This window comes from Burkholderia sp. Bp8986 (assembly GCF_003854225.1).
Taxonomy (GTDB): domain Bacteria; phylum Pseudomonadota; class Gammaproteobacteria; order Burkholderiales; family Burkholderiaceae; genus Burkholderia.
In genome coordinates this window covers 303,855-324,839 of the sequence record NZ_QTQM01000002.1, presented here as the reverse complement: position 1 = coordinate 324,839, position 20,985 = coordinate 303,855, and the positions used below count along the sequence as shown (strand labels likewise).

Here is a 20,985-nt window from a genome sequence, read left to right as displayed (position 1 = left end):
GAATCTCGTCTCGTCAGTCCTGATCGATCTTGCGTTCGACCTTGAGCGGCGGCGCCCATGCCGGCTGGGCGGCGTCCTGGGCGTCGGTGGTGAGGCCCGGCACGCCCGGCGGGTTGCCGAGCATCGGGAAGCCGAGCTTCTCGCGCGAGTCGTAGTAAGCCTGCGCGACGAGACGCGACAGCGCGCGGATGCGGCCGATGTACGCCGCGCGTTCCGTGACCGAGATCGCGCCGCGCGCGTCGAGCAGGTTGAACGTGTGGCCGGCCTTCAGCACGAGCTCGTACGCGGGCAGCGCGAGCTGCGCGTCGATCATCTTCTTCGCTTCCGCTTCGTAGCTGTTGAAGAACGTGAACAGCAGGTCGACGTTCGCGTGCTCGAAGTTGTAGGTCGACTGCTCGACCTCGTTCTGGTGGTAGACGTCGCCGTACGACAGGCGGCGCAGCTCGGGGCCGTTCGGGCCTTGCTCTTCCCATTCGGTCCACACGAGGTCGTACACGTTCTCGACCTTCTGCAGGTACATCGCGAGGCGCTCGAGGCCGTACGTGATCTCGCCGAGCACCGGCTTGCAGTCGAGGCCGCCGACCTGCTGGAAATACGTGAACTGCGTGACTTCCATGCCGTTCAGCCACACTTCCCAGCCAAGGCCCCACGCGCCGAGCGTCGGGTTCTCCCAGTCGTCTTCCACGAAGCGCACGTCGTTCTGCTTCAGGTCGAAGCCGAGCGCTTCCAGCGAACCGAGGTAGAGATCGAGGATGTTCTCCGGCGCCGGCTTGAGCACGACCTGGTACTGGTAGTAATGCTGCAGGCGGTTCGGGTTCTCGCCATAGCGGCCGTCCTTCGGGCGGCGCGACGGCTGCACGTAGGCGGCGCGCCATGGCTCCGGGCCGACCGCGCGCAGGAACGTGTGGACGTGCGACGTGCCCGCGCCGACTTCCATGTCGATGGGCTGGAGCAGGGCGCAACCCTGCTTGTCCCAGTAGGACTGCAGCGTCAGGATGATTTGCTGAAACGTAAGCATGAAGAGCCTTCGTGGCGCTGGCGCTCCGTTGCGGGCGGCGCTCCGGGCGGGGCCCGGAGGGTCGGCTCGCGCGGCGGCGCGGCTTGTTAGTGTGCTGAAACGTGCAATTTTACCGGATCGGCGGCCGGATGCGGCCGGAACGCGGACGAAGGGGGCGTCGGCGGTGTTTCGGGCGAGCCGTGCGCGGCCTGTGCGCGGCGCGTCGATGCGCGCGGTGCGCTCGCGCGCGGTGTCGCGATGCGCTGCTCGCTCCGCCTGCCGCGCCGCTTTGCGCGGGCGTTAAGATGCGCGTATTGCGGCGCGCGCGACGCCTGCCGCGCGACCGATTGCCCACTCCGGACCGCATGGACGATTCGAACGACCTCCTCATTCCGCTGATGCCGCCGCTGCTTGCGCTGCTCGGGCAGGCCGCCGACGCGCACGCGCGCGGCGAGCGCGACTCGCATGCGCTCTGGCTCGCCGCCGCCGGCCATCTGCACGCCGTCGACATGGCCGCGCTCGCGCAGCTTACCGCGGCGCTCCTCGCACGGCAGCGTGGCGCCGACGCGCTCGCGCTGGCCGAGTGCGCGCTGCGCGTGCATCCGGGCGCCGGCGCGAGTTTCAATCATGGCTATGCGCTGCAGATGCTCGGCCGTCACGCCGACGCCGTCGCGTCGTACCGCGCCGCCTATGCGCTCGATCCGGGCTGGCCGTCGCTGCGCAACAACCTGGCGATCGCGCTGCGGCTGTCGGGCGGCGACCGCAACGAAGAAATCGCGCTGCTCGACGCGGCCGTGGCGGCCGACCCGCACGACGTGCAGGTGTGGACCAACCTGGTCGTCGCGCGGCTGGCGACGCAGGACCTCGACGGCGCGCTCGCGTGCGCGGCGCGGCTCGCGGAGATCGCGCCCGACAATGCGCTCGCGCAGAACAACATCGCGATGGCGATGAAGGAGGCGCAACGCTGGGACGACGCCGAGCGCCATGCGGCGCGCGCGTGCGAGCTGGCGCCCGATGACGCGTCGTTCCGTTTCAACCTCGCGATCATCCAGCTCGTGCGCGGCAACTACGCGGCCGGCTGGCGCGGCCACGAGGCGCGCTGGGACGGCGCCGGCGAGCTGCGCGGCCGCCGGCCGGTGCTGCCCGGCCCGCGCTGGCACGGCGAGCCGCTCGCGGGCAAGACGCTGCTCGTCTGGGGCGAGCAGGGGCTCGGCGACGTGCTGCAGTTCGCGCGCTTCGTCGCGCCGCTCGCCGAGCGCGTGCACCGCGAGGGCGGCCGGCTCGCGTGGAACACGTTTCCGCAGGTGGGCACGCTGATGCGGCGCAGCCTCGGCGCGCACGCGGATGCGTTCAGCGCGGGCGGCGGCGTCGACGCGCTGCCGGCGTTCGACTACGAAGTGCCGCTGATCGGCCTGCCGTTGATGCTCGGGATGGAGACGTCGACGCTCGGCGCGGCGGTGCCGTACCTGCATGCCGATCCGCGCGCGCGCGACGCATGGCGAGCGCGGCTCGCGGGCGACGGCCGGCTGAAGGTCGGGCTCGTATGGACGGGCAGCGCGGGGCACCAGCGCAATCCGTTGCGGCGCGTCGGGCTCGAGCGTTATGCCGATGCGTTGCGCGGTGTCGACGGCGTCGCGTTTTACTCGTTGCAGCCGGGCGCGGACGCGGATGTCGCCGCGGCGCGCGCGGCCGGTTTCGCGATCGAGGACTTCACCGGCGAACTCGAGAGTTTCGACGATACGGCCGCGTTCATCGGCGCGCTGGATCTGGTGATCACGGTGTGCACATCGGTCGCGCACCTGTCGGGCGCGCTCGGCGCGCGCACCTGGGTGCTGCTCGACGTGAATCCGCACTGGCCATGGCTGCTCGAGCGCACCGACAGCCCGTGGTATCCGACCGCGACGCTGTACCGGCAGCCGACGTTCGGCGCGTGGGCGCCGGTGCTGGAAGCGCTCGGGCGGGATCTGCGCGGCCTGGCCGCGGCCGCGCAGCGGCCGGCCTGAACGGCTGGCCGTCGCGCTGTCGCGCGTCGTTGCTTCCTGCATGCGGCTTGCCGGGGTGTCGTGCGGACTCGGCCTCGTGCGCCGAACGTCGGCGGGCGGGGCGGTCCGCATGCCGCATCGACGGCGGCGGCGGAGCCGCGCCGCGCGCGCCGGCCGCCCGATGCGTCAGGCGTTCCGGTCTCCGCCGGCCTTCGCGCCGTTGCGGCGGCGCAGGCCCGGCCCGAACGTGAAGCCGAACGCGAGCAGCACCAGCGACACCGCGAGCACGATGTTGTTGCCGCTCGTCACGTACGGCGTGAAGCCGCTCGTGCCTTCGATCCGCACATCGAGCGAGCCGATCGTAAACGGCTTGAGCTGGCCGAGCACGCGGCCGCGCGCGTCGATCGCGGCGGTCATCCCGGTATTGGTCGAGCGCAGCATCGGCCGGCCCGTCTCGAGCGCGCGCATCCGCGCGATCTGCAGGTGTTGGTCGAGCGCGATCGTGTCGCCGAACCACGCGAGGTTCGTCACGTTGACGAGCACGCCGGGCGGCTGCGGATTGTCGCGGATCGTCGCGGCGATTTCCTCGCCGAACAAGTCCTCGTAGCAGATGTCGGCCATCACCGGCTGGTTGTGCACGAGGAACGGCTTCTGCACCGGCGCGCCGCGCGCGAAGTCGCCGAGCGGCATCTTCATCAGGTTGACGAACCATCGGAAGCCCCACGGGATGAACTCGCCGAAGGGCACGAGATGGTGCTTGTCGTAGTGATAGATGTCGCGCGAGTGCGGCGTCACGCCGTACAGGCTGTTCGTGTAGTCGACGTAGTGGCCGTCCGGCGTGACCGATGCGCCGACCGCGCCGAACAGCACGGCCGAGCCGGTCGTGTCGCTGAACTTGCGGATCGCGACGGCGAACGGTTCGGGCAGCTCCTGGATCATCACCGCGATCGCGGTCTCCGGCGTGACGATCAGGTCGGCCGGTTTCTCGACGATCATCTGCGTGTACATCTTGATCGCCGCGTCGATGCCTTCCTGCTCGAACTTGATGTCCTGCTTCACGTTGCCCTGCAGCAGCCGCACCGTGAGCGGCGCGTTCGCGGGCACGGTCCACGCGGCCTGCGACAGCGCGATGCCGGCCGCGACGAGCGCGACGGCGATGCCGGCCGGCGCGGCGATGCGCACGCGCGCGTTGCCGGCGGCGCTGTTTTCGGATGCGGGCGCCCGGCGCGCGGCGACGAGCGCCTGCACGACCAGCGCGGCGAACAGCGCGAGCACCCAGGCGATGCCGTACACGCCGACGACCGGCGCGAAGCCCGCGAACGGACCGTCGACCTGCGGATAGCCGCTCGCGAGCCACGGGAAGCCGGTGAATACGGTGCCGCGCAGCCATTCGCCGAGCGCCCAGGCGCTCGCGAACGCAAACGCGCCGTGCCAGGTCGGCGAGAACGGCCGCGGATCGGGTTCGCGGCGATGCCATGCATGGCCTGCGCAGAACGACCAGAGCCCCGCCGAGAACGCCGGGTACAGCGACAGGTAGAGCGAGAACAGCACCAGCGCGCCGCCCGCGAGCGGTGCGGCCATCTCGCCGTACACGTGCATGCTGATGTAGAGCCACCAGATGCCGCTGATGAAGTTGCCGAAGCCGAACGCGCCGCCGGTGAGCGCGGCGCCGCGCCAGCTCGACGTGCGCGTCAGCTGCGCGAAAAACCAGACGAATACGACGAGTTGCAGCCAGCCGCCGTGCGGGGTCGGTGCGAAGCTGAGCGTATTGGCCGCGCCGGCGAGCAGCGCGGCCGGATAGTGCCAGCGCGGCAGCGTGCGGCCGGGCGCCGGCGCGAGAAGACCGCCAGCCGGGCGGGACGGGATCGGATCGTCCATGTGAAGCAAAAGAGGGCGAGCGGTTGAAGGAGACGCGACCGGCGCGAGACGGTCAGTCCTCGTGCGAGGTTTCGGCGCGGCGGCTCGCGAGGGGGTTGCGGCGCACCAGCAGCACGTGGACCTGGCGCGCATCGCCGCGCTGGATCTCGAACACGAGGTTGCCGAGCTGCAGCTTCTCGCCGCGGTGCGGCACGCGGCCGAAATGATGGGTGATAAGCCCGCCGATCGTGTCGACCTCGTCGTCGGGGAAGTCGGTGCCGAACGCCTCGTTGAACTGTTCGATCTCGGTGAGCGCGCGCACGCGGAAGCGGCCGTCGGGCCCCGAGATGATGTTGCCGGCTTCCTCGTCGAAGTCGTATTCGTCCTCGATGTCGCCGACGATCTGTTCGAGCACGTCCTCGATCGTGATCAGGCCCGCGACGCCGCCGTATTCGTCGACGACGATCGCGAGGTGGTTGCGGTTCACGCGGAAGTCGTGCAGCAGCACGTTCAGGCGCTTCGATTCGGGAATGAACACGGCGGGGCGCAGCATCCCGCGCACGTCGAATTCCTCTTCGGCGTAGAAGCGCAGCAGGTCCTTCGCGAGCAGCACGCCGATCACGTTGTCGCGGTTCTCCTCGTACACGGGGTAGCGCGAGTGCGCCTTCTCGAGGACGAACGGGATGAAGTCTTCAGGCTTGTCGGCGATGTTGATCGCGTCCATCTGCGCGCGCGGCACCATGATGTCGCGCGCGCACAGGTCGGACACCTGGAACACGCCTTCGATCATCGACAGCGAATCGGCGTCGATCAGGTTGCGTTCGTGGGCGTCCTGGAGGATTTCCAGCAGCTCGGACCGGGATTCCGGCTCGGGCGAGATGAAGTCGGTCAGGCGCTCGAGCAGCGAGCGCTTTTCTTGCGGTTTGTCGGTGAGCTTACGACTGGGATACGAATCGTTCATGGTGGTGCGCCCGGGTCATGCCGGGGCGCGCGGTCACGGAGTAGGCAAGGATACACCAAGGGCATGGCGCGGCCGTGTCACACCGGCCGTCCGGCCAGGGGCAGGCGGCGCGCGCGAGCCCCGCTCGGGAACGGCCGCGCCGGGCGCGACGCCGTCCTGTGTATCCATCCTATCTCAGAAAGGGGCGGCGGGGCACGGCGGCAAAAAAAGCGGAGGCGACCGGCCGGCCGGTCGGCGTCGGCGGCATTTCGTCGCGTGCAGGGCGGGCCGGGCGGGCGCTCGGACCCTCAGAAGCGCATGCCGGCGGAACAGCCGCCGGCGGCCGCGCCGTTGGTCGCGGCGCCGCCGCAACCGAACATGCCGCAGCCGGACAGCGCGACGCTCGTGGCGACGAGCAGCGCGGCCAGCATGACGCGCGATCTGCGTGACGGGTTCATCGGCGCGGATTCTCCTTCGAACGCACGGGGGCGGCGGCCGATGTGGCGCAAGCCGGCCGGTCGGGCATCACCGGCATCGCGCGAGCAGCCCTTCCAGCGCGCGGTCGGGGATGCCGCTCGCGCGCAGCGCGTCCACGGTGCGGCTCACGTAGTCGAGCGTCGTGCCGTAGCGGCCGGCCGCGCAGCTGAACACTTCCTTCACGACGGGGTCGGTCAGCTTGCCGGTGTAGGTGGGCACGTCGCGGCGCATCACGAATGCCAGCGCGTTCACGCGTTCGCCGGTCTCGAGCGTGCACGGCAGCCACGCGGGCCGGTACGACCCCATCGGCATTTCGCGTTTCCACAACGTCTCGAGATGCGGCTGCGCAGTCGGGCCCGCGAGCCGGAACGCGATGCCCGAGCACGAGCCGCCGCGATCGAGCGCGAGCACGAGGCCCGGACGTTCGGGCGTGCCGCGGTTCACGCGCGACCACAGGTAGAGCCCGCGATGGTAGCCGTGCACCTTGCCGCGCACGGCGGCGATGGTCGGCAGCCCGGGGTTCCAGATCAGCGAGCCATAGCCGAACAGCCAGAGATCCTGCCGGCCGTCCCAGTCGCGCATCGTGTGCGCGAGCGACGCCGCGAGTTCGTCTTCCGTCAGCAGCCGTCCCTCGCCGATCGACGGCGGGTAGGCGGGCGGCAGCATCGCGGCGTGGTGCATGGTGCGGACGGCTTTTACTGGTACGGGTTCGGGAAGCCCAGCTTCGCGAGGATGTCGACTTCGAGCGCTTCCATTTCGGCGGCGTCCTCGTCGCTCGTCTCGTGATCGTAGCCCTGCGCGTGCAGCGCGCCGTGCACCAGCAGGTGCGCGTAATGGGCGATGAGCGGCTTGCCCTGTTCGTGCGCTTCCTTCTCGACGACCGGGCAGCACAGCACGAGGTCGCCGATCACGGTGCCGTCGGGCGCCGGGTCGTACGCGAAGGTCAGCACGTTGGTCGGGTAGTCCTTGTGGCGGTAGCCGGCGTTCAGCGTGCGGCCTTCTTCCTCGCCGACGAAGCGCACGGTGAGCTGCGCGTTCGCGAACAGCGCCGGCTCGAGCCATTCGGCGATCAGCTTGCGTTTCGGCAGCGTCTTGCGGATGTCGGCGGTGATCTTGTCACCGTACTGCACGGACAGGTCGAGCTCCAGCTCGCGCAGCTCGTCTGCCATTTCTGCGATTTCCTCGTCGCGCGGCGCGGGTTCGGCACCCACGTGCAGCGTCACGCTGTCGTAGTGCTCGGGCTGCAGCGCGAGCTTCGCGCGCATCGCCGGATCATTGTGCTGCGCGACGATCGCGACGGCTGCCTCGCCCGAGCTGCCCGACAGGTCGAACATCAGGCTGCGGCCGTCCGGGAAGTCGATTCGAAGCCCTTGCGCGTTGACGGTCCGGGCCTTGCCCTTCGCATCGAACAGCGAAAGACGCGGGGAATCGGGCGCGGCGGACTGGTCGCGCCCGGACTTGCGAGAACGGGAAGATTTCATGACGGGTGCGGCGATTGGAACGCGTTGAGGATACACCAAACGGCCGATCGCTCCCGAATTCGAACCGGCCGCGCGCGGGCGAAAAAATGCCCGGCGCGCCGTCGGGCGGGCCGGGCCGTCGGCCGGTGCGGCGCGCTGGCGCAGCCGGCTTCCTACGCGTCCTTGTGCTGCGCGTGGAAGTCGTCGTACGCCTCGACGATGCGTGCGACGAGCGGATGGCGCACGACGTCGGCGCTCGTGAAGCGCGTGAGCGCGATGCCGCGCACGCCGCCGAGCACCTGCTGCGCCTCGACGAGGCCGCTCTTGTGCCCGCGCGGCAGGTCGACCTGGCTCGTGTCGCCGGTGACGACGGCCTTCGAGCCGAAACCGATCCGCGTGAGGAACATCTTCATCTGCTCGGGCGTCGTGTTCTGCGCCTCGTCGAGGATGATGAACGCGTGGTTCAGCGTGCGGCCGCGCATGTAGGCGAGCGGCGCGATCTCGATCATCTGGCGCTCGAACATCTTCGCGGTCTTGTCGAAGCCGAGCAGGTCGTACAGCGCGTCGTACAGCGGCCGCAGGTACGGGTCGACCTTCTGCGCGAGATCGCCCGGCAGGAAGCCGAGCCGCTCGCCGGCCTCGACGGCCGGGCGCGTCAGCACGATCCGCTTGACCTGGTCGCGCTCGAGCGCATCGACCGCGCACGCGACCGCGAGGTAGGTCTTGCCGGTGCCGGCCGGCCCGATGCCGAACGTCACGTCGTGCTGCAGGATCTGCTTCAGGTATTCGCGCTGCGCGGGCGTGCGGCCGCGCAGGTCGGCGCGCCGCGTGTAGAGCTTCGGCGCGGGTTCTTCGTCCGGCATTTCCGCGTCGAGCTGCGCGACGGGCTCGTCGAACGGATGGTCCGGATCGCCGCGAAAGCGCACGTCGAGCGTGTCCTGGCGGCCGTTGCCGGACGTGTGGCGCACTTCGACCAGCGCGAGCTGGATATCGTCGACCGACAGCGGATCGCGCGCGCGGTTGTAGAAGTTCTCGAGCGCCGCGAGCGCGAGCTTCGCGCCGCGGCCGCGGATCGTGATCCGGTGGCCGCGCCGCGCGAGCGTGACGTCGAGCGCCTGTTCGATCTGCCGCAGGTTCTCGTCGAGCGGGCCGCAGAGGTTGGCGAGGCGCGCGTTGTCGTCGCGCGGCGCGGTGAATTCCAGTGCTTGGACGGTCTTCAAAGTAGCGTCGGGCTCCTGTGGAACGTCAGTCGGTCAGTGGGTGGCCGCGCTCGCGTCGTCGCTCACGAGCAGCAGCTCGCCGCGCAGCGAGTGCGGGTACGCATGGTTGATCTTCACGTCGATCATCTGGCCGATCAGGCGCGGGTGCGACGCGAGCGGCGCCGGGAAATTCACGACCCGGTTGTTCTCGGTGCGGCCCGACAGTTCGTTCGGGTCCTTGCGCGACGGGCCCTCGACGAGGATCCGCTCGACCTTCCCGACCATCGACTGGCTGATGCGCGCGACGTTTTCCTCGATGGTCGCCTGCAGATGTTGCAGGCGTTTGAGCTTGACCTCGCGCGGCGTGTCGTCGTGCAGGTTCGCGGCCGGCGTGCCGGGGCGCGGGCTGTAGATGAACGAGAAGCTGGTGTCGTAGCTCATCTCGTGCACGAGCGCCATCATCTTGTCGAAATCCTCTTCGGTCTCGCCGGGGAAGCCGACGATCATGTCGGTCGACAGCGACAGGTCCGGGCGGATCGCGCGCAGCTTGCGGATCACCGACTTGTATTCCAGCACCGTGTAGCCGCGCTTCATCGCCATCAGGATGCGGTCGGAGCCGTGCTGGACCGGCAGGTGCAGGTGGCTCACGAGCTTCGGCACCTTCGCGTAGGTGTCGATCAGGCGCTGCGTGAATTCCTTCGGATGAGACGTCGTGTAGCGGATCCGTTCGATGCCGGGGATGTCGGCGACGTATTCGATCAGCGTCGCGAAATCGGCGATTTCGGACGAGCCGGCCGCCAGCGCGCCGCGGTAGGCGTTCACGTTCTGGCCGAGCAGCGTGACTTCGCGCACGCCCTGGTCGGCGAGGCCAGCCACTTCGGTCAGCACGTCGTCGAGCGGGCGCGACACTTCATCGCCGCGCGTGTACGGCACGACGCAGTAGCTGCAGTACTTCGAGCAGCCTTCCATGATCGACACGAACGCGCTCGGGCCCTCGACGCGCGCGGGCGGCAGGTGGTCGAACTTCTCGATTTCCGGGAACGAGATGTCGACCTGCGCGCGGCCGCTCTCGCGGCGCGCGTCGATCATCTGAGGCAGGCGGTGCAAGGTTTGCGGGCCGAACACGAGGTCGACGTACGGCGCGCGCGACACGATCGACGCGCCTTCCTGGCTGGCGACGCAGCCGCCGACGCCGATCAGCAGGCCCGGCTTCGCTTCCTTCAGCTCGCGCACGCGGCCGAGATCGGAGAACACCTTTTCCTGCGCCTTCTCACGCACCGAGCACGTGTTGAACAGGATGATGTCCGCGTCTTCCGGGGTATCGGTCTTTTCGAGGCCTTCGGCCGCATTGAGCACGTCCACCATCTTGTCCGAGTCGTACTCGTTCATCTGGCAGCCGAAGGTCTTTACGTAAACTTTCTTGGTCATGGGGATTCGCCGTTCGCAGTGGTTGACCTGGGGGCGTCGTCAAGGGTGAATCGGGACGGCTGCTGCGATGCAGCGGCGCGTGCCGGTGCCGCGTGGCGGACCGGGGCGCGCAGCGCGCGTCGGGCGAGCCTCTCGCGCAACGCGTGAACGCGTGAAAAGCCGTCGGGAAAGCCTTCCATTATAGCTTTACGCGCCGTGCCGGGCGGGCGGCGGGTTGCGGCCGCGCGACGCCTTTCGTTGCATTCCGACCCTGATATGACGGCGCGGCGGCCGTCAGCGGCACGCGTTCAGCAGGTCGTCCAGCGCCGCTTCCTCGCGCGCGAAGCGTTCGGCGAGGAAGTCGAGCAGCACGCGCACGCGCGGCGCCATGTAGCGCTTGCTGTGATAGATCGCGTGCAGCGGCGCGTCCTGGTGCCGCCAGTCGGGCAGCAGCACGCGCAGCCGGCCGGCGCGCACGTCGTCGGCGATGTCCCACAGCGACTTCAGCGCGATGCCGTGGCCGCGCAGCGTCCATTCGCGGGTCAAGCCGCCGTCGTTGGTCTCGAACGCGGTCGACACCGGCACCGTGTGGGTCTGCACCTCGTCGCCGCGCGTGAAGCGCCACGTGTTCATCGGGCCCGACGCGATCGTGATCACGTTGCATGGAAAGCGGGCCAGATCGTGCGGATCGGCCGGCACGCCGTGGCGCTCGACGAACGACGGCGCCGCGCACAGTACGCGCCGGTTCGCGGCGAGCCGGCGCGCGATCAGCGCGCCGTCGGGCGGGGCGGCGAAGCGGATCGCGAGGTCGATCTCGTCCTGCCACAGGTTCGACGCCGAATCGGACGCCGTCAGCGAGAACGTGACGCCCGGATGCAGCGTGGTGAATTCGTCGAGCCAGTCGAGCAGCTGGTTGCGGCCGAAATCGGACGTCGACGACAACCGTACCTTGCCGGCCACCACGTTGCGGCCTTCCTGCAGCAGCGCATGCGCGTCGTCGAGCGCCTGCAGCGCCTGCCGGCAGCAGTTCAGGTAGAGCCGGCCTTCGTCGGTGAGCCGCAGCTGCCGCGTGGAGCGCTCGAACAGCCGCGTCGCGACCTTCGCCTCGAGCTTCGCAAGGCGCGCGCTCGCGGCGGCCGGCGTGAGGTTCAGCTTGCGCCCGGCCGCGGACAGGCTGCCCAGTTCGGCCGCCTCGACGAACAGCCGGATGTCGCCCAGTCGATCCATCGGATTTTCCAGAAATTTTTGAAAATGGTTCAAATGCCACGCCAATTATCAAAGATAGGCGTATTCGGGACAATGCGCGCAGATCCCGCCTTTTGTGCGGTGCGGCACCGACCGGGCGCCGCGTCCGCCGCCCTTTCGGAGAACGTCATGCCCATTCCGCTCCTGGCGCTCGCGATCAGCGCCTTCGCCATCGGCACCACCGAATTCATCATCATGGGCCTGTTGCCCGAAGTCGCGCACGACCTCGCCGTGTCGCTGCCGTCGGCCGGGCTGCTGGTCACCGGCTACGCGCTCGGCGTCGCGGCCGGCGCGCCGCTGCTCGCGGTGCTGACGAGCCGCATGCCGCGCAAGGCCGCGCTGCAGCTGCTGATGGCGATCTTCATCGTCGGCAACGTGCTGTGCGCGACCGCGTCCGGCTACGCGATGCTGATGGTCGCGCGCGTCGTCACGTCGTTCGCGCACGGCTCGTTCTTCGGGATCGGCGCCGTGGTCGCCGCGTCGCTCGTGCCGGCCGACAAGCGCGCGAGCGCGATCGCGCTGATGTTCACGGGCCTCACGCTGTCGAACGTGCTCGGCGTGCCGTTCGGCACGTTCGTCGGCCAGCTGCTCGGCTGGCGCGCGTCGTTCTGGATCGTCGCCGCGCTCGGCGTGCTGTCGCTCGGCGGCGTCGCGCTGCTGGTGCCGAACCGCCACGACAGCGGGCCCGTCGGCCTCGGCCACGAAGTGCGCGTGCTGAAGGAGCCGCAGGTCTGGCTCGCGCTGCTGATGACCGTGCTCGGCTTCGGCGGCGTGTTCGTCGTGTTCACGTATATCGCGCCGATCCTCGAAACCGTCACCGGCTATTCGCCGCGCGCGGTCGCGTTGATCCTCGTGCTGTTCGGCGCGGGGCTGACGGTCGGCAACACGCTCGGCGGCAAGCTCGCCGATCGCGCGCTGATGCCGTCGCTGATCGCGATCCTGGTCGCGCTGATGGCCGTGATGGCCGTGTTCGCGAAGACGAGCCACCTGCCGGTCGCGGCCGCGGTGACCGTGTTCGTATGGGGAATCGCCGCGTTCGCGACGGTGCCGCCGCTGCAGGCGCGCGTCGTCGAGAAGGCCGCGAGCGCGCCGCATCTCGCGTCGACGTTGAACATCGGCGCGTTCAACGTCGGCAATGCGGCCGGCGCGTGGCTCGGCGGCCTCGCGCTGGGGCACGGCTTCGCGCTCGACGCGCTGCCGTGGGTCGCCGTCGCGGTGACGTTCGCGGCGCTCGTCGTCACGTGGCTCGCGATGCGGCTCGATGCGCGCGCGCCGGCGCGCGGCGCCGCACCGGCCGCGCATTGATGGTGCATCGGGCGGCGGTGCACCGGCGCTATGGCGACAGGAAAAGGTTCGCGAGAAACGCATTCCTCCGCGATGCTGATAACGGTGTGAAGATAACTTCGTTTGCCGGGTCGGGGCCGGGTGATAGCGTCTCGATACGCGCCGTTCGTGGCGCAACCCGATTCCGATTCAGGCTTACCCCATTCGCAGGGCCGCGCGGCGGCCCGGAGGCCATGCTATGTCTTCACCCCTTGCGCTGGTGCGCGACGTGTCTTCCTTCGAATCCGGCAATGCCGTCGACGCGCGGACGTCCGCGTCGCTCGACGTCCTCGAGCAGGTCGTCGGCGTGAACCTCGCGCGCCTGCGCGCCGAGCGGCAGCTGTCGCTCGATGCGCTCGCGCGGCTGTCCGGCGTGTCGCGCGCGATGCTCGCGCAGATCGAATCCGCGCGCAGCGTGCCGTCGATCAAGGTGCTCTGCAAGATCGCCGCGGCGCTCAAGGTATCGGTCGCCGCATTCCTGCGCCGTCACGCGGTGAACGGCTTCGAGCACCTGGCGGCCGAGCGCGCGGCGCGCGTCGTCAGCTCGAACGGCCGCTTCTCGGCGCGCGCGCTGTATCCGGAAGGCGAACCGGCCGCGGCCGAGTTCCACGAGCTGCGGATCGCGCCGCTGCACACGGAGCCCGGCACGCGCCGCGCGCCCGGCACGACGGTCAACCTGGTCGTCAGCGAGGGCACGCTCGAAGTCAGCGTGCACGATCGCCGCCAGTTGCTCGCGACCGGCGACGCAATCGTGTTCGACGCCGACCAGCCGTACAGCCTGCGCAATCCCGGCGACAGCGAGGCGCGCGCGTTCCGCGTGACGGTGAGCCCCGAGGTGCCGCCGCGCTGGCTCGTGCCCGACGCCGCGCACGCGGCCGGCTGAGCGCGCGGGCGGGTCGCCGGGCCGGCGCCGGTTCCATCGGGACGCGCGCAGGCCCGGTATCGGCCGTTCGGACGATGCCGTTAGACGGCGTCGTCAGTAAGGTTTTAGGTGTGGTTCGCTGCGCGGTGCGCGCAGCTGATGTATGCTTGGCCGGCCGTTCCACGGGGAGATCCCCGTGGCCGGTAATCAGTGCGTCTTCAGGGCGGGGCGAAATTCCCCACCGGCGGTAGGCTGGCGAAAGCCGGCGAGCCCGCGAGCGCCCGCGCATCCGCGCGGGGTCAGCAGATCTGGTCGAATGCCAGAGCCGACGGTCATAGTCCGGATGAGAGAAGATGTGCAGATAGTCATGTCCGTCAGGGCCGCTTTGCCGTCCGTGCGAAGCGGGTTGTCGTTCTGTCTGTTTGCAATGCCCTGAAACGTTTTTCGCCCAAATCGTAATCGCGAGGAGCGTTTCACATGTCCTTCAAGTCCGTTTCGTCGGCACCTGCCGACGCCTTTGCCGATCTCCCGTTGCTGGATTCCGAACCGGTGCCGCCGCGCATCGCCGCCGCGCTCGACGCGTTGCGCGCGGGCCGCGCGGTCGTGTTGCAGGACGATCACGACCGAGAAAACGAGGCCGACCTGATCGTCGCCGCCGAACGCATCACGCCCGAGACGATGGCGCTCCTGATCCGAGAGTGCAGCGGCATCGTGTGCCTGTGCCTGACCGACGACAAGGTCCGCGCGCTCGAGCTGCCGCCGATGGTGCAGACCAACGAGAGCCGCAACGGCACCGCGTTCACCGTGTCGATCGAGGCGCGCGAAGGCGTGCATACCGGCGTGTCCGCGGCCGACCGCGTGACGACGATCCGCGCGGCGATCGCCGACGATGCGAAGCCGTACGACATCGTGCGCCCCGGCCACGTGTTTCCGTTGCGCGCGCAACCGGGCGGCGTGCTGGCGCGCCGCGGCCACACCGAAGGGACGGTCGACCTGTCGATCCTCGCGGGGCTGAAGCCGGCGGGCGTGCTGTGCGAGCTGATGAATCCCGACGGCACGATGACGCGCGGCGACGACGTCGAGCGTTTCGCGCAGCAGCACGGGCTGCCGATGCTGACGATCGCGGAACTCGTCGAATTCCGCGAAGCGCTGGCGGCCGCGCGCGAGCGCTGCTGCGAGCCGGCCTGAGGGCCGGCATGGCGGGCGCACCGTGGCGCCCGCGGTACGGCGTGCGCAGCGAGCCGCACGCCGGTGATGTCGCTCCGGCGCGGCGGTCGGTCAGGACTGCACGTCGCCGAATTCGCCGCGCAGGCCGGCCGCGACGAGCGCCGGCAGTTCATCCATCCTGCGCATGATCCGCGTGATGCCCATCGCGCGCAGCGCGTCCGCGTAGTTGTCGGGGATGTGGCTCGCGCCGACGAACGCGATCGTCTTCATGCCCGCCGCGCGCGCGGCGTTCAGGCCCGACACGCTGTCCTCGACGACGATGCAGCGCGCCGGCGCGACGCCAAGCGTGCGCGCCGCATGCAGGTACACGTCGGGGTAGGGCTTCGGCCGCGCGACCTGCTCGGAGCTGAACACGCGCTCGCCGAAGATTTCGGTGAGCGACGCGCGCTTCAGCGAGCTGCGCACGCGCACGAGCCGGCTGTTCGACACCACCGCGGCCGGCAGGCCGACCTTCAGCAACGCGTCGCGCACGCCGGTGATCGGCGCGAGCGATTGCGCGAGACCGGTTTCGATGTTGCGCTCGACGGTCTCGATGAAGTTGTCCGGCATCCGGATGCCGAAATGCGCTTCGAGCCCCGCGAGAAAGCGCGACGTCTGCTGGCCGAACGCGGACTTCGCGGCGGCTTCGAAATCGAGGTGCGGGAAGGTGGCGGACAGCGTTTCGAGCAGCACGCGGTCGGCAATGACTTCGCTGTCGACGAGCACGCCGTCGCAGTCGCAGATAAGGTGATCGAGCATGATGGTGAAGAAGCGGGGTGTCGGCGACGCCGATCATGCCGCCATGATACGTGCTTTCGCGACTGCGCCGTGCGGCGCGGGCGGCGCGAGCGCGGCGGACTCGTCGTCGATCACCGTTCCGACCCGCGAGCCCTTGCGTGTCGCGAAGCGTGGTCCCGGCGTCGAAGTCGTCCGGTATCGGCCACGGCCGATTCGCGGTGCCGGCGAAGCGACGATCGCGCGACGAAGTGAGTGGCCGGAAGCGCGCGGCAGGCCGTGCCGCGCGCAGGCTCGAGGTCGAATGACGGCGCGCTCAGGCCATCGCGTGCAGGCGCAGATACAGGCCGGCCGCCGCGGCGCCGCCGAGCAGCGGGCCGATCACCGGCACCCATGCATAGCGCCAGTCGCTGTCGCGCTTGCCGGGGATCGGCAGCAGCGCATGCATCAGGCGCGGCGACAGGTCGCGCGCCGGGCTCATCGCATAACCGGTCGGCCCGCCGAGCGAGATGCCGATGCCGAGCACGAGCAGGCCGACCGGCAGCGCGTCGAGCGCGCCGAGGCCGACCTGCGGCGACGCGAGATACAGCACGCCGAGGATCAGCACGAACGTGCAGATCGCTTCGGTCAGCACATTGTGCGTGGTGCTGCGGATCGCGGGCGCCGTGCAGAACACCGCGAGCTTCAGGTCCGCATCGACTTCCTTCGCGAAGTGCTGGCGATACGCGAGCCACACGAGCAAGGCGCCCGCCATCCCGCCGAGCATCTGCGCGAGGATGTAGCCGCCGACCTTCGACCACGCGAACTTGCCCGCGAGCGCGAGGCTGATCGTGACGATCGGGTTCAGGTGCGCGCCGCTGAACGATGCGGTCACGTAGACGGCGACGAACACGGCCATCGCCCAGCCCATCACGATCACGATCAGGTCCGCGCCCTTGCCCTTGGTCTTCGCCAGCAGCACGTTGGCGACCGCGCCGTTGCCGAGCAGCACGAGAATGGCGGTGCCGATGAATTCTGCAATATAAGGTGACATGTTTGTCTCTCGTAGGTCGCGGCGGACTCGCGCGTTGCGCGGTCCGCCGGTGTTGTTGTATTTCGTTCGGAGTTCTTGTGATTGCTGCCGCGGTGCTTACTGTACGTCGTCGGCCCACGCCTTCGCGGCGCGCACCGCGCGTTGCCAGCCGGCCATGCAGCGCTCGACCTGCTCCTTCGGCATCGACGGCGAGAAGCGGCGATCGAGCTGCCACTGGCTGCGCACTTCGTCGAGGTTCTTCCAGTAGCCGATCGCGAGGCCCGCGAGGTAGGCTGCGCCGAGCGCGGTCGTCTCGGTGATCTGCGGGCGCACCGCGTCGACGCCGAGCAGGTCCGCCTGGAACTGCATCAGCAGGTCGTTCGCGCTCGCGCCGCCGTCGACGCGCAGCTCGCCGATGCTGATGCCCGAGTCGGCTTCCATCGCGGCCAGCACGTCGAGCGACTGATAGGCGATCGCATCGAGCGCCGCGCGCGCGAGATGCGCGGACGTGGTGCCGCGCGTGACGCCGAACACCGAACCGCGCGCCCGTGCGTTCCAGTGCGGCGCGCCGAGGCCCGCGAACGCCGGCACCAGATAGACGCCGTCGGTATGCGGCACGCTCGCGGCGAGCGCTTCGATTTCGGCGGCCGTCTTGATGATGCCGACACCGTCGCGCAGCCACTGCACGACCGCGCCCGCGATGAAGATGCTGCCTTCGAGCGCGTACTGCACGTCGTTGCCGATCTGCCACGCGATCGTCGTGACGAGGTTGTTCTTCGACTCGATCGGCTTGTCGCCGGTGTTCATCATCAGGAAGCAGCCGGTGCCGTAGGTGTTCTTCACCATGCCCGACGTCGTGCACATCTGGCCGAACAGCGCCGCGTGCTGGTCGCCGGCGATCCCCGCGAGCGGGATCTTCGACGCGAACACCGTGGTTTTCGTATGGCCGTAGATTTCCGACGACGCCTTCACTTCCGGCAGCATGCTGCGCGGGATGTCGAGCAACTCGAGCAGCTCGCTGTCCCACTCGCGCGTGTGGATGTTGAACAGCATCGTGCGCGACGCGTTCGTCACGTCGGTCACGTGCAGCTCGTGCTTCGTGAAGTTCCACACGAGCCAGCTGTCGACGGTGCCGAACGCGAGCTTGCCCTGGCGCGCCTTGTCGCGCGCGCCCGGCACGTTGTCGAGGATCCAGCGGATCTTGGTCGCGGAGAAGTACGAGTCGATCGGCAGGCCGGTCTTCGCGCGCACCTTCGCCTCGAGGCCCTGTGCTTTCAGCGAATCGCAGAAGTCGGCGGTGCGGCGGTCCTGCCACACGATCGCGTTGTAGACGGGCTGGCCCGTCTCGCGATCCCAGACGATCGTCGTCTCGCGCTGATTGGTGATGCCGATCGCGGCGATCGACGTGCCGTTCAGGCCGGTGCGCGTGACGGCTTCGGCGGCGACACCCGCCTGCGTCGACCAGATTTCCTGCGGGTCGTGCTCGACCCAGCCGGGTTGCGGGTAGATCTGTTCGAATTCCTTCTGGGCGATCGATACGATGTTGCCCTGGCGATCGAACAGCATTGCGCGGGAGCTCGTCGTGCCCTGGTCAAGCGCGAGGATGTACTGATCCTGCATGTCTCTCATCTCCATCCGTGGATTGGCGTAGTTGTGATGCGCGCCGCATGTTACGCGGCGCGTCGGTGAATCAACGTCGGTCAGGCAACTGCAACTGCAAACGGATCACGCGTGCGGCGCGTGCGCGGCGGCGAACCACGCATCGACCGCGGCCGTCACCGCGTCGAGCGTGCCCGGCGCCACGTGCAGGCCGAGCTTCGAGCGGCGCCACAGCACGTCCTGCGCGCAGGTCGCCCATTCGACGTCGCGCAGGTAGCGCAGTTCGGCGTCGTGGATGCCCGGCGCGATCTCGGCGCCGAGGTCGGCGAGCGACGTCGCGCCGTCCACCACGCGTTCCGCGCGCGTGCCGTACGCGCGCGCATAGCGGCGCGCAAGCGCGGCGGGCAGCCACGGATGGCGTTTCGCGAATGCGTCGGCGAACACGTCGAACTTCGCGTTCGCGATGTCGCCGCCCGGCAGCGGCGCGCCGGCCGTCCAGGTCTTCGCGTCGCGGCCGAGCGCGCGACACAGCAGGTCGGCGGCTTCCTCCGCGAGCTTGCGGAACGTCGTGATCTTGCCGCCGAACACCGACAGCAGCGGCGCGCCGGCGCCGTCGTCCATCTCGAGGCGATAGTCGCGCGTGACGGCCGACGCGTTCGCCGCGTTTTCGTCTTCCAGCAGCGGGCGCACGCCCGAATAGGTCCAGTGCACGTCGGCCGGCGAGATCTTGCGCTTGAAGTAGCGGTTGATCGAATCGCACAGATACTGCGTCTCGTCGCGATCGATCGCGACCTTCGCGGGATCGTTCGTGTATTCGACGTCGGTCGTGCCGATCAGCGTGAAGTCATGCTCGTACGGAATCGCGAAGATGATCCGCTTGTCCGGGTTCTGGAAGATGTATGCGTGGTCGTGATCGAACAGGCGCCGCGTGATGATGTGGCTGCCCTTCACGAGCCGCACGCTGTGCTGCGCGCCGCGACCGAGCGCGCCGTGCAGCACTTCGCCGACCCACGGGCCGGCCGCGTTCGCGACCGCGCGCGCGCGCACGACGCGGATCGAGCCGTCCGCGTGCCGCAGCCGCGCTTCCCATTCGTCGCCGTGGCGTTCCGCCGACACGAGTTTCGTGCGCGTGAGGATCTCGGCGCCGCGCTCCTTCGCATCGAGCGCGTTCAGCACGACGAGGCGCGCGTCGTCGACCCAGCCGTCCGAATACACGAAGCCGCGCTTGATCGAGTCGATCAGCGGCGCGCCGGCCGCATGGCGGCGCATGTCGATGCCGCGGGAGCCGGGCAGCAGTTCGCGCTTCGCGAGGTGATCGTAGAGGAACAGGCCGATGCGGATCAGCCAGGCCGGCCGCAGGTTCGGCATGTGCGGCATCACGAAGCGCAGCGGCCACATGATGTGCGGCGCCGCGCGCAGCAGCGTCTCACGCTCCTGCAGCGCTTTGCGGACGAGTCCGAATTCGTTGTATTCGAGGTAGCGCAGGCCGCCGTGAATCAGCTTCGTGCTGGACGACGACGTGTGCGACGCGAGGTCGTCCTGCTCGCAGAGCAGGACCGACAGGCCGCGGCCGGCCGCATCGCGCGCGATGCCGGCGCCGTTGATGCCGCCGCCGACGACGAGCAGATCGTAGCGATTCGGTTGGGTCACCTGCTGTCCTTATCGTCTGATGGAAATGGGCGAACATGAAATGTTCGAATTCGAAATTTAACGAACGAAATCGAAAAAGTAAAGTTCGAAAAAGCGGGGCCAGTAGCGCGTGGCGCGATCCCGGACGATACTGGCGCAATCGACCGTTTCGCGAGGTGAATCATGCGTATTGGGATGTGGGCCGGCGCGTGCGCCGTCGTCCTGGCAGGATGCAGCGCCGGCACGCCGCCGCTTGCCGGCAACTGGCGGGCGCCGTCGTTCGTCGACCTGCAGACGTCGTGCGGCGGCACCGCGCGCGACTGGGGCGCGGACGCGCAGCCGGTCTATTCGACGCTGTACGACGCGTATGTGGCGAAACGGTATCGCGGGCTGACGCAGGCGAACTATTGCGCGTTCGTAAACGAACTTTCGGCGCACTATGCGGCGCCCGACGCGGCGGGGCGCGCCGGATGGGTCGCGTATTTCAACGGCGCGCGCGCGCAGGCCGTCAGCTGGCGGGCCGCGGTCGATCCGACGCTGCGCGGCGGCTGACGCCGGAGCGCTGCGGGAGGCGGGAAAAGCGCGGGAAAAGCGGCGCGGCCGGAAATCCGGCCGGCGCGCTCAAGTCAGGAACAGCGGGACTTCAGGAATAGCGGCATTTGATGGATCGCAACGCGGCGTCGCCGGTTTCGGTCACGCAGTATTTGCGTCCCGATCCCAGCCCTTCCAGCCGCACGAGCTGCTGTTCGAGCAGCGCGTCGAGTTCATCGCGATCCATGTCCCCATGATCGGGGGCATCCTTCACAAGCAGTAGCGTGGCGAATTCATGCGGACTCAGCATCGTTCTCTCCATGGCAATCGGTTTGCCCGCGCAGCCGGCGCAAACGCCGCTGCGCGATACCCGGCGGGGTATGGCTTGGGGGGAAAGCTGTATTCGCCGGCCTTCGGATTCGCACACGCCTTGGCACGGGCGGATCGCGCGAACGGGCCGGGGAACTGGAGTCTAGTCGAGCGCGCGGGCAACGACAAATCGTGCCCCGTTAATTTTCAGTTTG

The 20,985-nt window shown here is 69.0% G+C and carries 19 protein-coding genes and 1 riboswitch; of the genes, 5 read left to right on the top strand and 14 right to left on the bottom strand.

From position 1 onward, the window contains the following. Positions 1-13: 13 nt before the first annotated feature. A complete protein-coding gene (gene glyQ, locus DID99_RS03440) occupies positions 14-1,018 on the bottom strand; it encodes a glycine--tRNA ligase subunit alpha (protein ID WP_080294533.1) in 1,005 nt (334 codons plus the stop codon). A gap of 344 nt (positions 1,019-1,362) precedes the next feature. Between glyQ and DID99_RS03435 the strand changes: the two genes are divergently transcribed. Next, a complete protein-coding gene (locus tag DID99_RS03435) occupies positions 1,363-3,000 on the top strand; it encodes a tetratricopeptide repeat protein (protein WP_124666065.1) in 1,638 nt (545 codons plus the stop codon). Positions 3,001-3,165: 165 nt separating this feature from the next. Here DID99_RS03435 and lnt read toward each other — a convergent pair whose 3' ends face one another. The 8 genes from lnt to DID99_RS03400 all read right to left on the bottom strand — a co-directional run bounded on the left by lnt (position 3,166) and on the right by DID99_RS03400 (position 11,546). Then, the gene (gene lnt / locus DID99_RS03430) at positions 3,166-4,857 is read right to left on the bottom strand and encodes an apolipoprotein N-acyltransferase (RefSeq protein WP_124666064.1); all 1,692 of its coding nucleotides are present in this window, start codon (positions 4,855-4,857) and stop codon (positions 3,166-3,168) included. 52 nt (positions 4,858-4,909) lie between these two features. Continuing rightward, the gene (locus DID99_RS03425; protein ID WP_044846806.1) at positions 4,910-5,797 is read right to left on the bottom strand and encodes an HlyC/CorC family transporter; all 888 of its coding nucleotides are present in this window, start codon (positions 5,795-5,797) and stop codon (positions 4,910-4,912) included. Positions 5,798-6,084: 287 nt separating this feature from the next. Beyond that, positions 6,085-6,234 carry a hypothetical protein gene (locus DID99_RS37120; protein ID WP_185500336.1) on the bottom strand — a complete coding sequence of 50 codons (150 nt, stop codon included), beginning with the start codon at positions 6,232-6,234 and terminating at the stop codon, positions 6,085-6,087. Between the two features lie 67 nt (positions 6,235-6,301). Continuing rightward, positions 6,302-6,934 (bottom strand): gamma-glutamylcyclotransferase, encoded by a 633-nt coding sequence (locus DID99_RS03420; RefSeq protein ID WP_124488627.1) that lies wholly within the window; start codon positions 6,932-6,934, stop codon positions 6,302-6,304. Positions 6,935-6,948: 14 nt separating this feature from the next. Continuing rightward, positions 6,949-7,734, bottom strand: a complete 786-nt coding sequence (ybeY, locus tag DID99_RS03415; RefSeq protein WP_124666063.1) for an rRNA maturation RNase YbeY — start codon at positions 7,732-7,734, stop codon at positions 6,949-6,951. A gap of 152 nt (positions 7,735-7,886) precedes the next feature. Then, positions 7,887-8,933: a PhoH family protein gene (locus DID99_RS03410; protein WP_124488629.1), complete on the bottom strand. Its 1,047-nt coding sequence runs from the start codon at positions 8,931-8,933 to the stop codon at positions 7,887-7,889. 33 nt (positions 8,934-8,966) lie between these two features. Beyond that, on the bottom strand, positions 8,967-10,340 hold the full coding sequence (gene miaB, locus DID99_RS03405) for a tRNA (N6-isopentenyl adenosine(37)-C2)-methylthiotransferase MiaB (RefSeq protein WP_044846802.1): 1,374 nt from the start codon (positions 10,338-10,340) through the stop codon (positions 8,967-8,969). Between the two features lie 273 nt (positions 10,341-10,613). After that, complete coding sequence (locus DID99_RS03400; RefSeq protein WP_044846801.1) at positions 10,614-11,546, bottom strand: LysR family transcriptional regulator; 933 nt, start codon at positions 11,544-11,546, stop codon at positions 10,614-10,616. A gap of 147 nt (positions 11,547-11,693) precedes the next feature. Between DID99_RS03400 and DID99_RS03395 the strand changes: the two genes are divergently transcribed. The 3 genes from DID99_RS03395 (at position 11,694) to ribB (ending at position 14,937) form a co-directional block, all read left to right on the top strand. Next, a complete protein-coding gene (locus DID99_RS03395) occupies positions 11,694-12,869 on the top strand; it encodes an MFS transporter (RefSeq protein ID WP_124488631.1) in 1,176 nt (391 codons plus the stop codon). Positions 12,870-13,086: 217 nt separating this feature from the next. Beyond that, entirely contained in the window at positions 13,087-13,770 is a 684-nt protein-coding gene (locus tag DID99_RS03390) for a helix-turn-helix domain-containing protein (protein WP_044846799.1), read from the top strand. Between the two features lie 189 nt (positions 13,771-13,959). Then, positions 13,960-14,108: riboswitch (FMN riboswitch) on the top strand. A gap of 118 nt (positions 14,109-14,226) precedes the next feature. Then, the gene (gene ribB, locus DID99_RS03385) at positions 14,227-14,937 is read left to right on the top strand and encodes a 3,4-dihydroxy-2-butanone-4-phosphate synthase (RefSeq protein ID WP_124488632.1); all 711 of its coding nucleotides are present in this window, start codon (positions 14,227-14,229) and stop codon (positions 14,935-14,937) included. 90 nt (positions 14,938-15,027) lie between these two features. Here the strand turns inward: ribB and DID99_RS03380 are convergent, their stop codons facing one another. From DID99_RS03380 to glpD, 4 genes are all read right to left on the bottom strand, one after another. Then, a complete protein-coding gene (locus tag DID99_RS03380; RefSeq protein ID WP_124488633.1) occupies positions 15,028-15,714 on the bottom strand; it encodes an HAD family phosphatase in 687 nt (228 codons plus the stop codon). 292 nt (positions 15,715-16,006) lie between these two features. Further along, positions 16,007-16,723: an MIP/aquaporin family protein gene (locus tag DID99_RS03375; RefSeq protein WP_044846788.1), complete on the bottom strand. Its 717-nt coding sequence runs from the start codon at positions 16,721-16,723 to the stop codon at positions 16,007-16,009. Between the two features lie 96 nt (positions 16,724-16,819). Next, on the bottom strand, positions 16,820-18,322 hold the full coding sequence (glpK, locus tag DID99_RS03370) for a glycerol kinase GlpK (RefSeq protein ID WP_124570699.1): 1,503 nt from the start codon (positions 18,320-18,322) through the stop codon (positions 16,820-16,822). Between the two features lie 105 nt (positions 18,323-18,427). Beyond that, entirely contained in the window at positions 18,428-19,951 is a 1,524-nt protein-coding gene (gene glpD, locus DID99_RS03365; RefSeq protein WP_124486896.1) for a glycerol-3-phosphate dehydrogenase, read from the bottom strand. A gap of 162 nt (positions 19,952-20,113) precedes the next feature. On the opposite strand from glpD, the gene DID99_RS03360 reads away from it, so the two are divergent. Further along, on the top strand, positions 20,114-20,482 hold the full coding sequence (locus tag DID99_RS03360; protein ID WP_044846785.1) for a hypothetical protein: 369 nt from the start codon (positions 20,114-20,116) through the stop codon (positions 20,480-20,482). 91 nt (positions 20,483-20,573) lie between these two features. Here the strand turns inward: DID99_RS03360 and DID99_RS03355 are convergent, their stop codons facing one another. Further along, entirely contained in the window at positions 20,574-20,771 is a 198-nt protein-coding gene (locus DID99_RS03355) for a hypothetical protein (RefSeq protein WP_044846784.1), read from the bottom strand. Positions 20,772-20,985: the final 214 nt, after the last annotated feature.

Coding starts and splice junctions, on each gene's coding strand:
- glpK (WP_124570699.1), bottom strand. CDS start 18,322: ATGCAGGATCAGTACATCCTCGCGCTTGACCAGGGCACGACGAGCTCC.
- DID99_RS03425 (WP_044846806.1), bottom strand. CDS start 5,797: ATGAACGATTCGTATCCCAGTCGTAAGCTCACCGACAAACCGCAAGAA.
- DID99_RS03395 (WP_124488631.1), top strand. CDS start 11,694: ATGCCCATTCCGCTCCTGGCGCTCGCGATCAGCGCCTTCGCCATCGGC.
- DID99_RS37120 (WP_185500336.1), bottom strand. CDS start 6,234: ATGAACCCGTCACGCAGATCGCGCGTCATGCTGGCCGCGCTGCTCGTC.
- lnt (WP_124666064.1), bottom strand. CDS start 4,857: ATGGACGATCCGATCCCGTCCCGCCCGGCTGGCGGTCTTCTCGCGCCG.
- glyQ (WP_080294533.1), bottom strand. CDS start 1,018: ATGCTTACGTTTCAGCAAATCATCCTGACGCTGCAGTCCTACTGGGAC.
- ybeY (WP_124666063.1), bottom strand. CDS start 7,734: ATGAAATCTTCCCGTTCTCGCAAGTCCGGGCGCGACCAGTCCGCCGCG.
- DID99_RS03400 (WP_044846801.1), bottom strand. CDS start 11,546: ATGGATCGACTGGGCGACATCCGGCTGTTCGTCGAGGCGGCCGAACTG.
- DID99_RS03420 (WP_124488627.1), bottom strand. CDS start 6,934: ATGCACCACGCCGCGATGCTGCCGCCCGCCTACCCGCCGTCGATCGGC.
- DID99_RS03355 (WP_044846784.1), bottom strand. CDS start 20,771: ATGCTGAGTCCGCATGAATTCGCCACGCTACTGCTTGTGAAGGATGCC.
- DID99_RS03390 (WP_044846799.1), top strand. CDS start 13,087: ATGTCTTCACCCCTTGCGCTGGTGCGCGACGTGTCTTCCTTCGAATCC.
- DID99_RS03435 (WP_124666065.1), top strand. CDS start 1,363: ATGGACGATTCGAACGACCTCCTCATTCCGCTGATGCCGCCGCTGCTT.
- DID99_RS03360 (WP_044846785.1), top strand. CDS start 20,114: ATGCGTATTGGGATGTGGGCCGGCGCGTGCGCCGTCGTCCTGGCAGGA.
- miaB (WP_044846802.1), bottom strand. CDS start 10,340: ATGACCAAGAAAGTTTACGTAAAGACCTTCGGCTGCCAGATGAACGAG.
- DID99_RS03380 (WP_124488633.1), bottom strand. CDS start 15,714: ATGCTCGATCACCTTATCTGCGACTGCGACGGCGTGCTCGTCGACAGC.
- DID99_RS03375 (WP_044846788.1), bottom strand. CDS start 16,723: ATGTCACCTTATATTGCAGAATTCATCGGCACCGCCATTCTCGTGCTG.
- ribB (WP_124488632.1), top strand. CDS start 14,227: ATGTCCTTCAAGTCCGTTTCGTCGGCACCTGCCGACGCCTTTGCCGAT.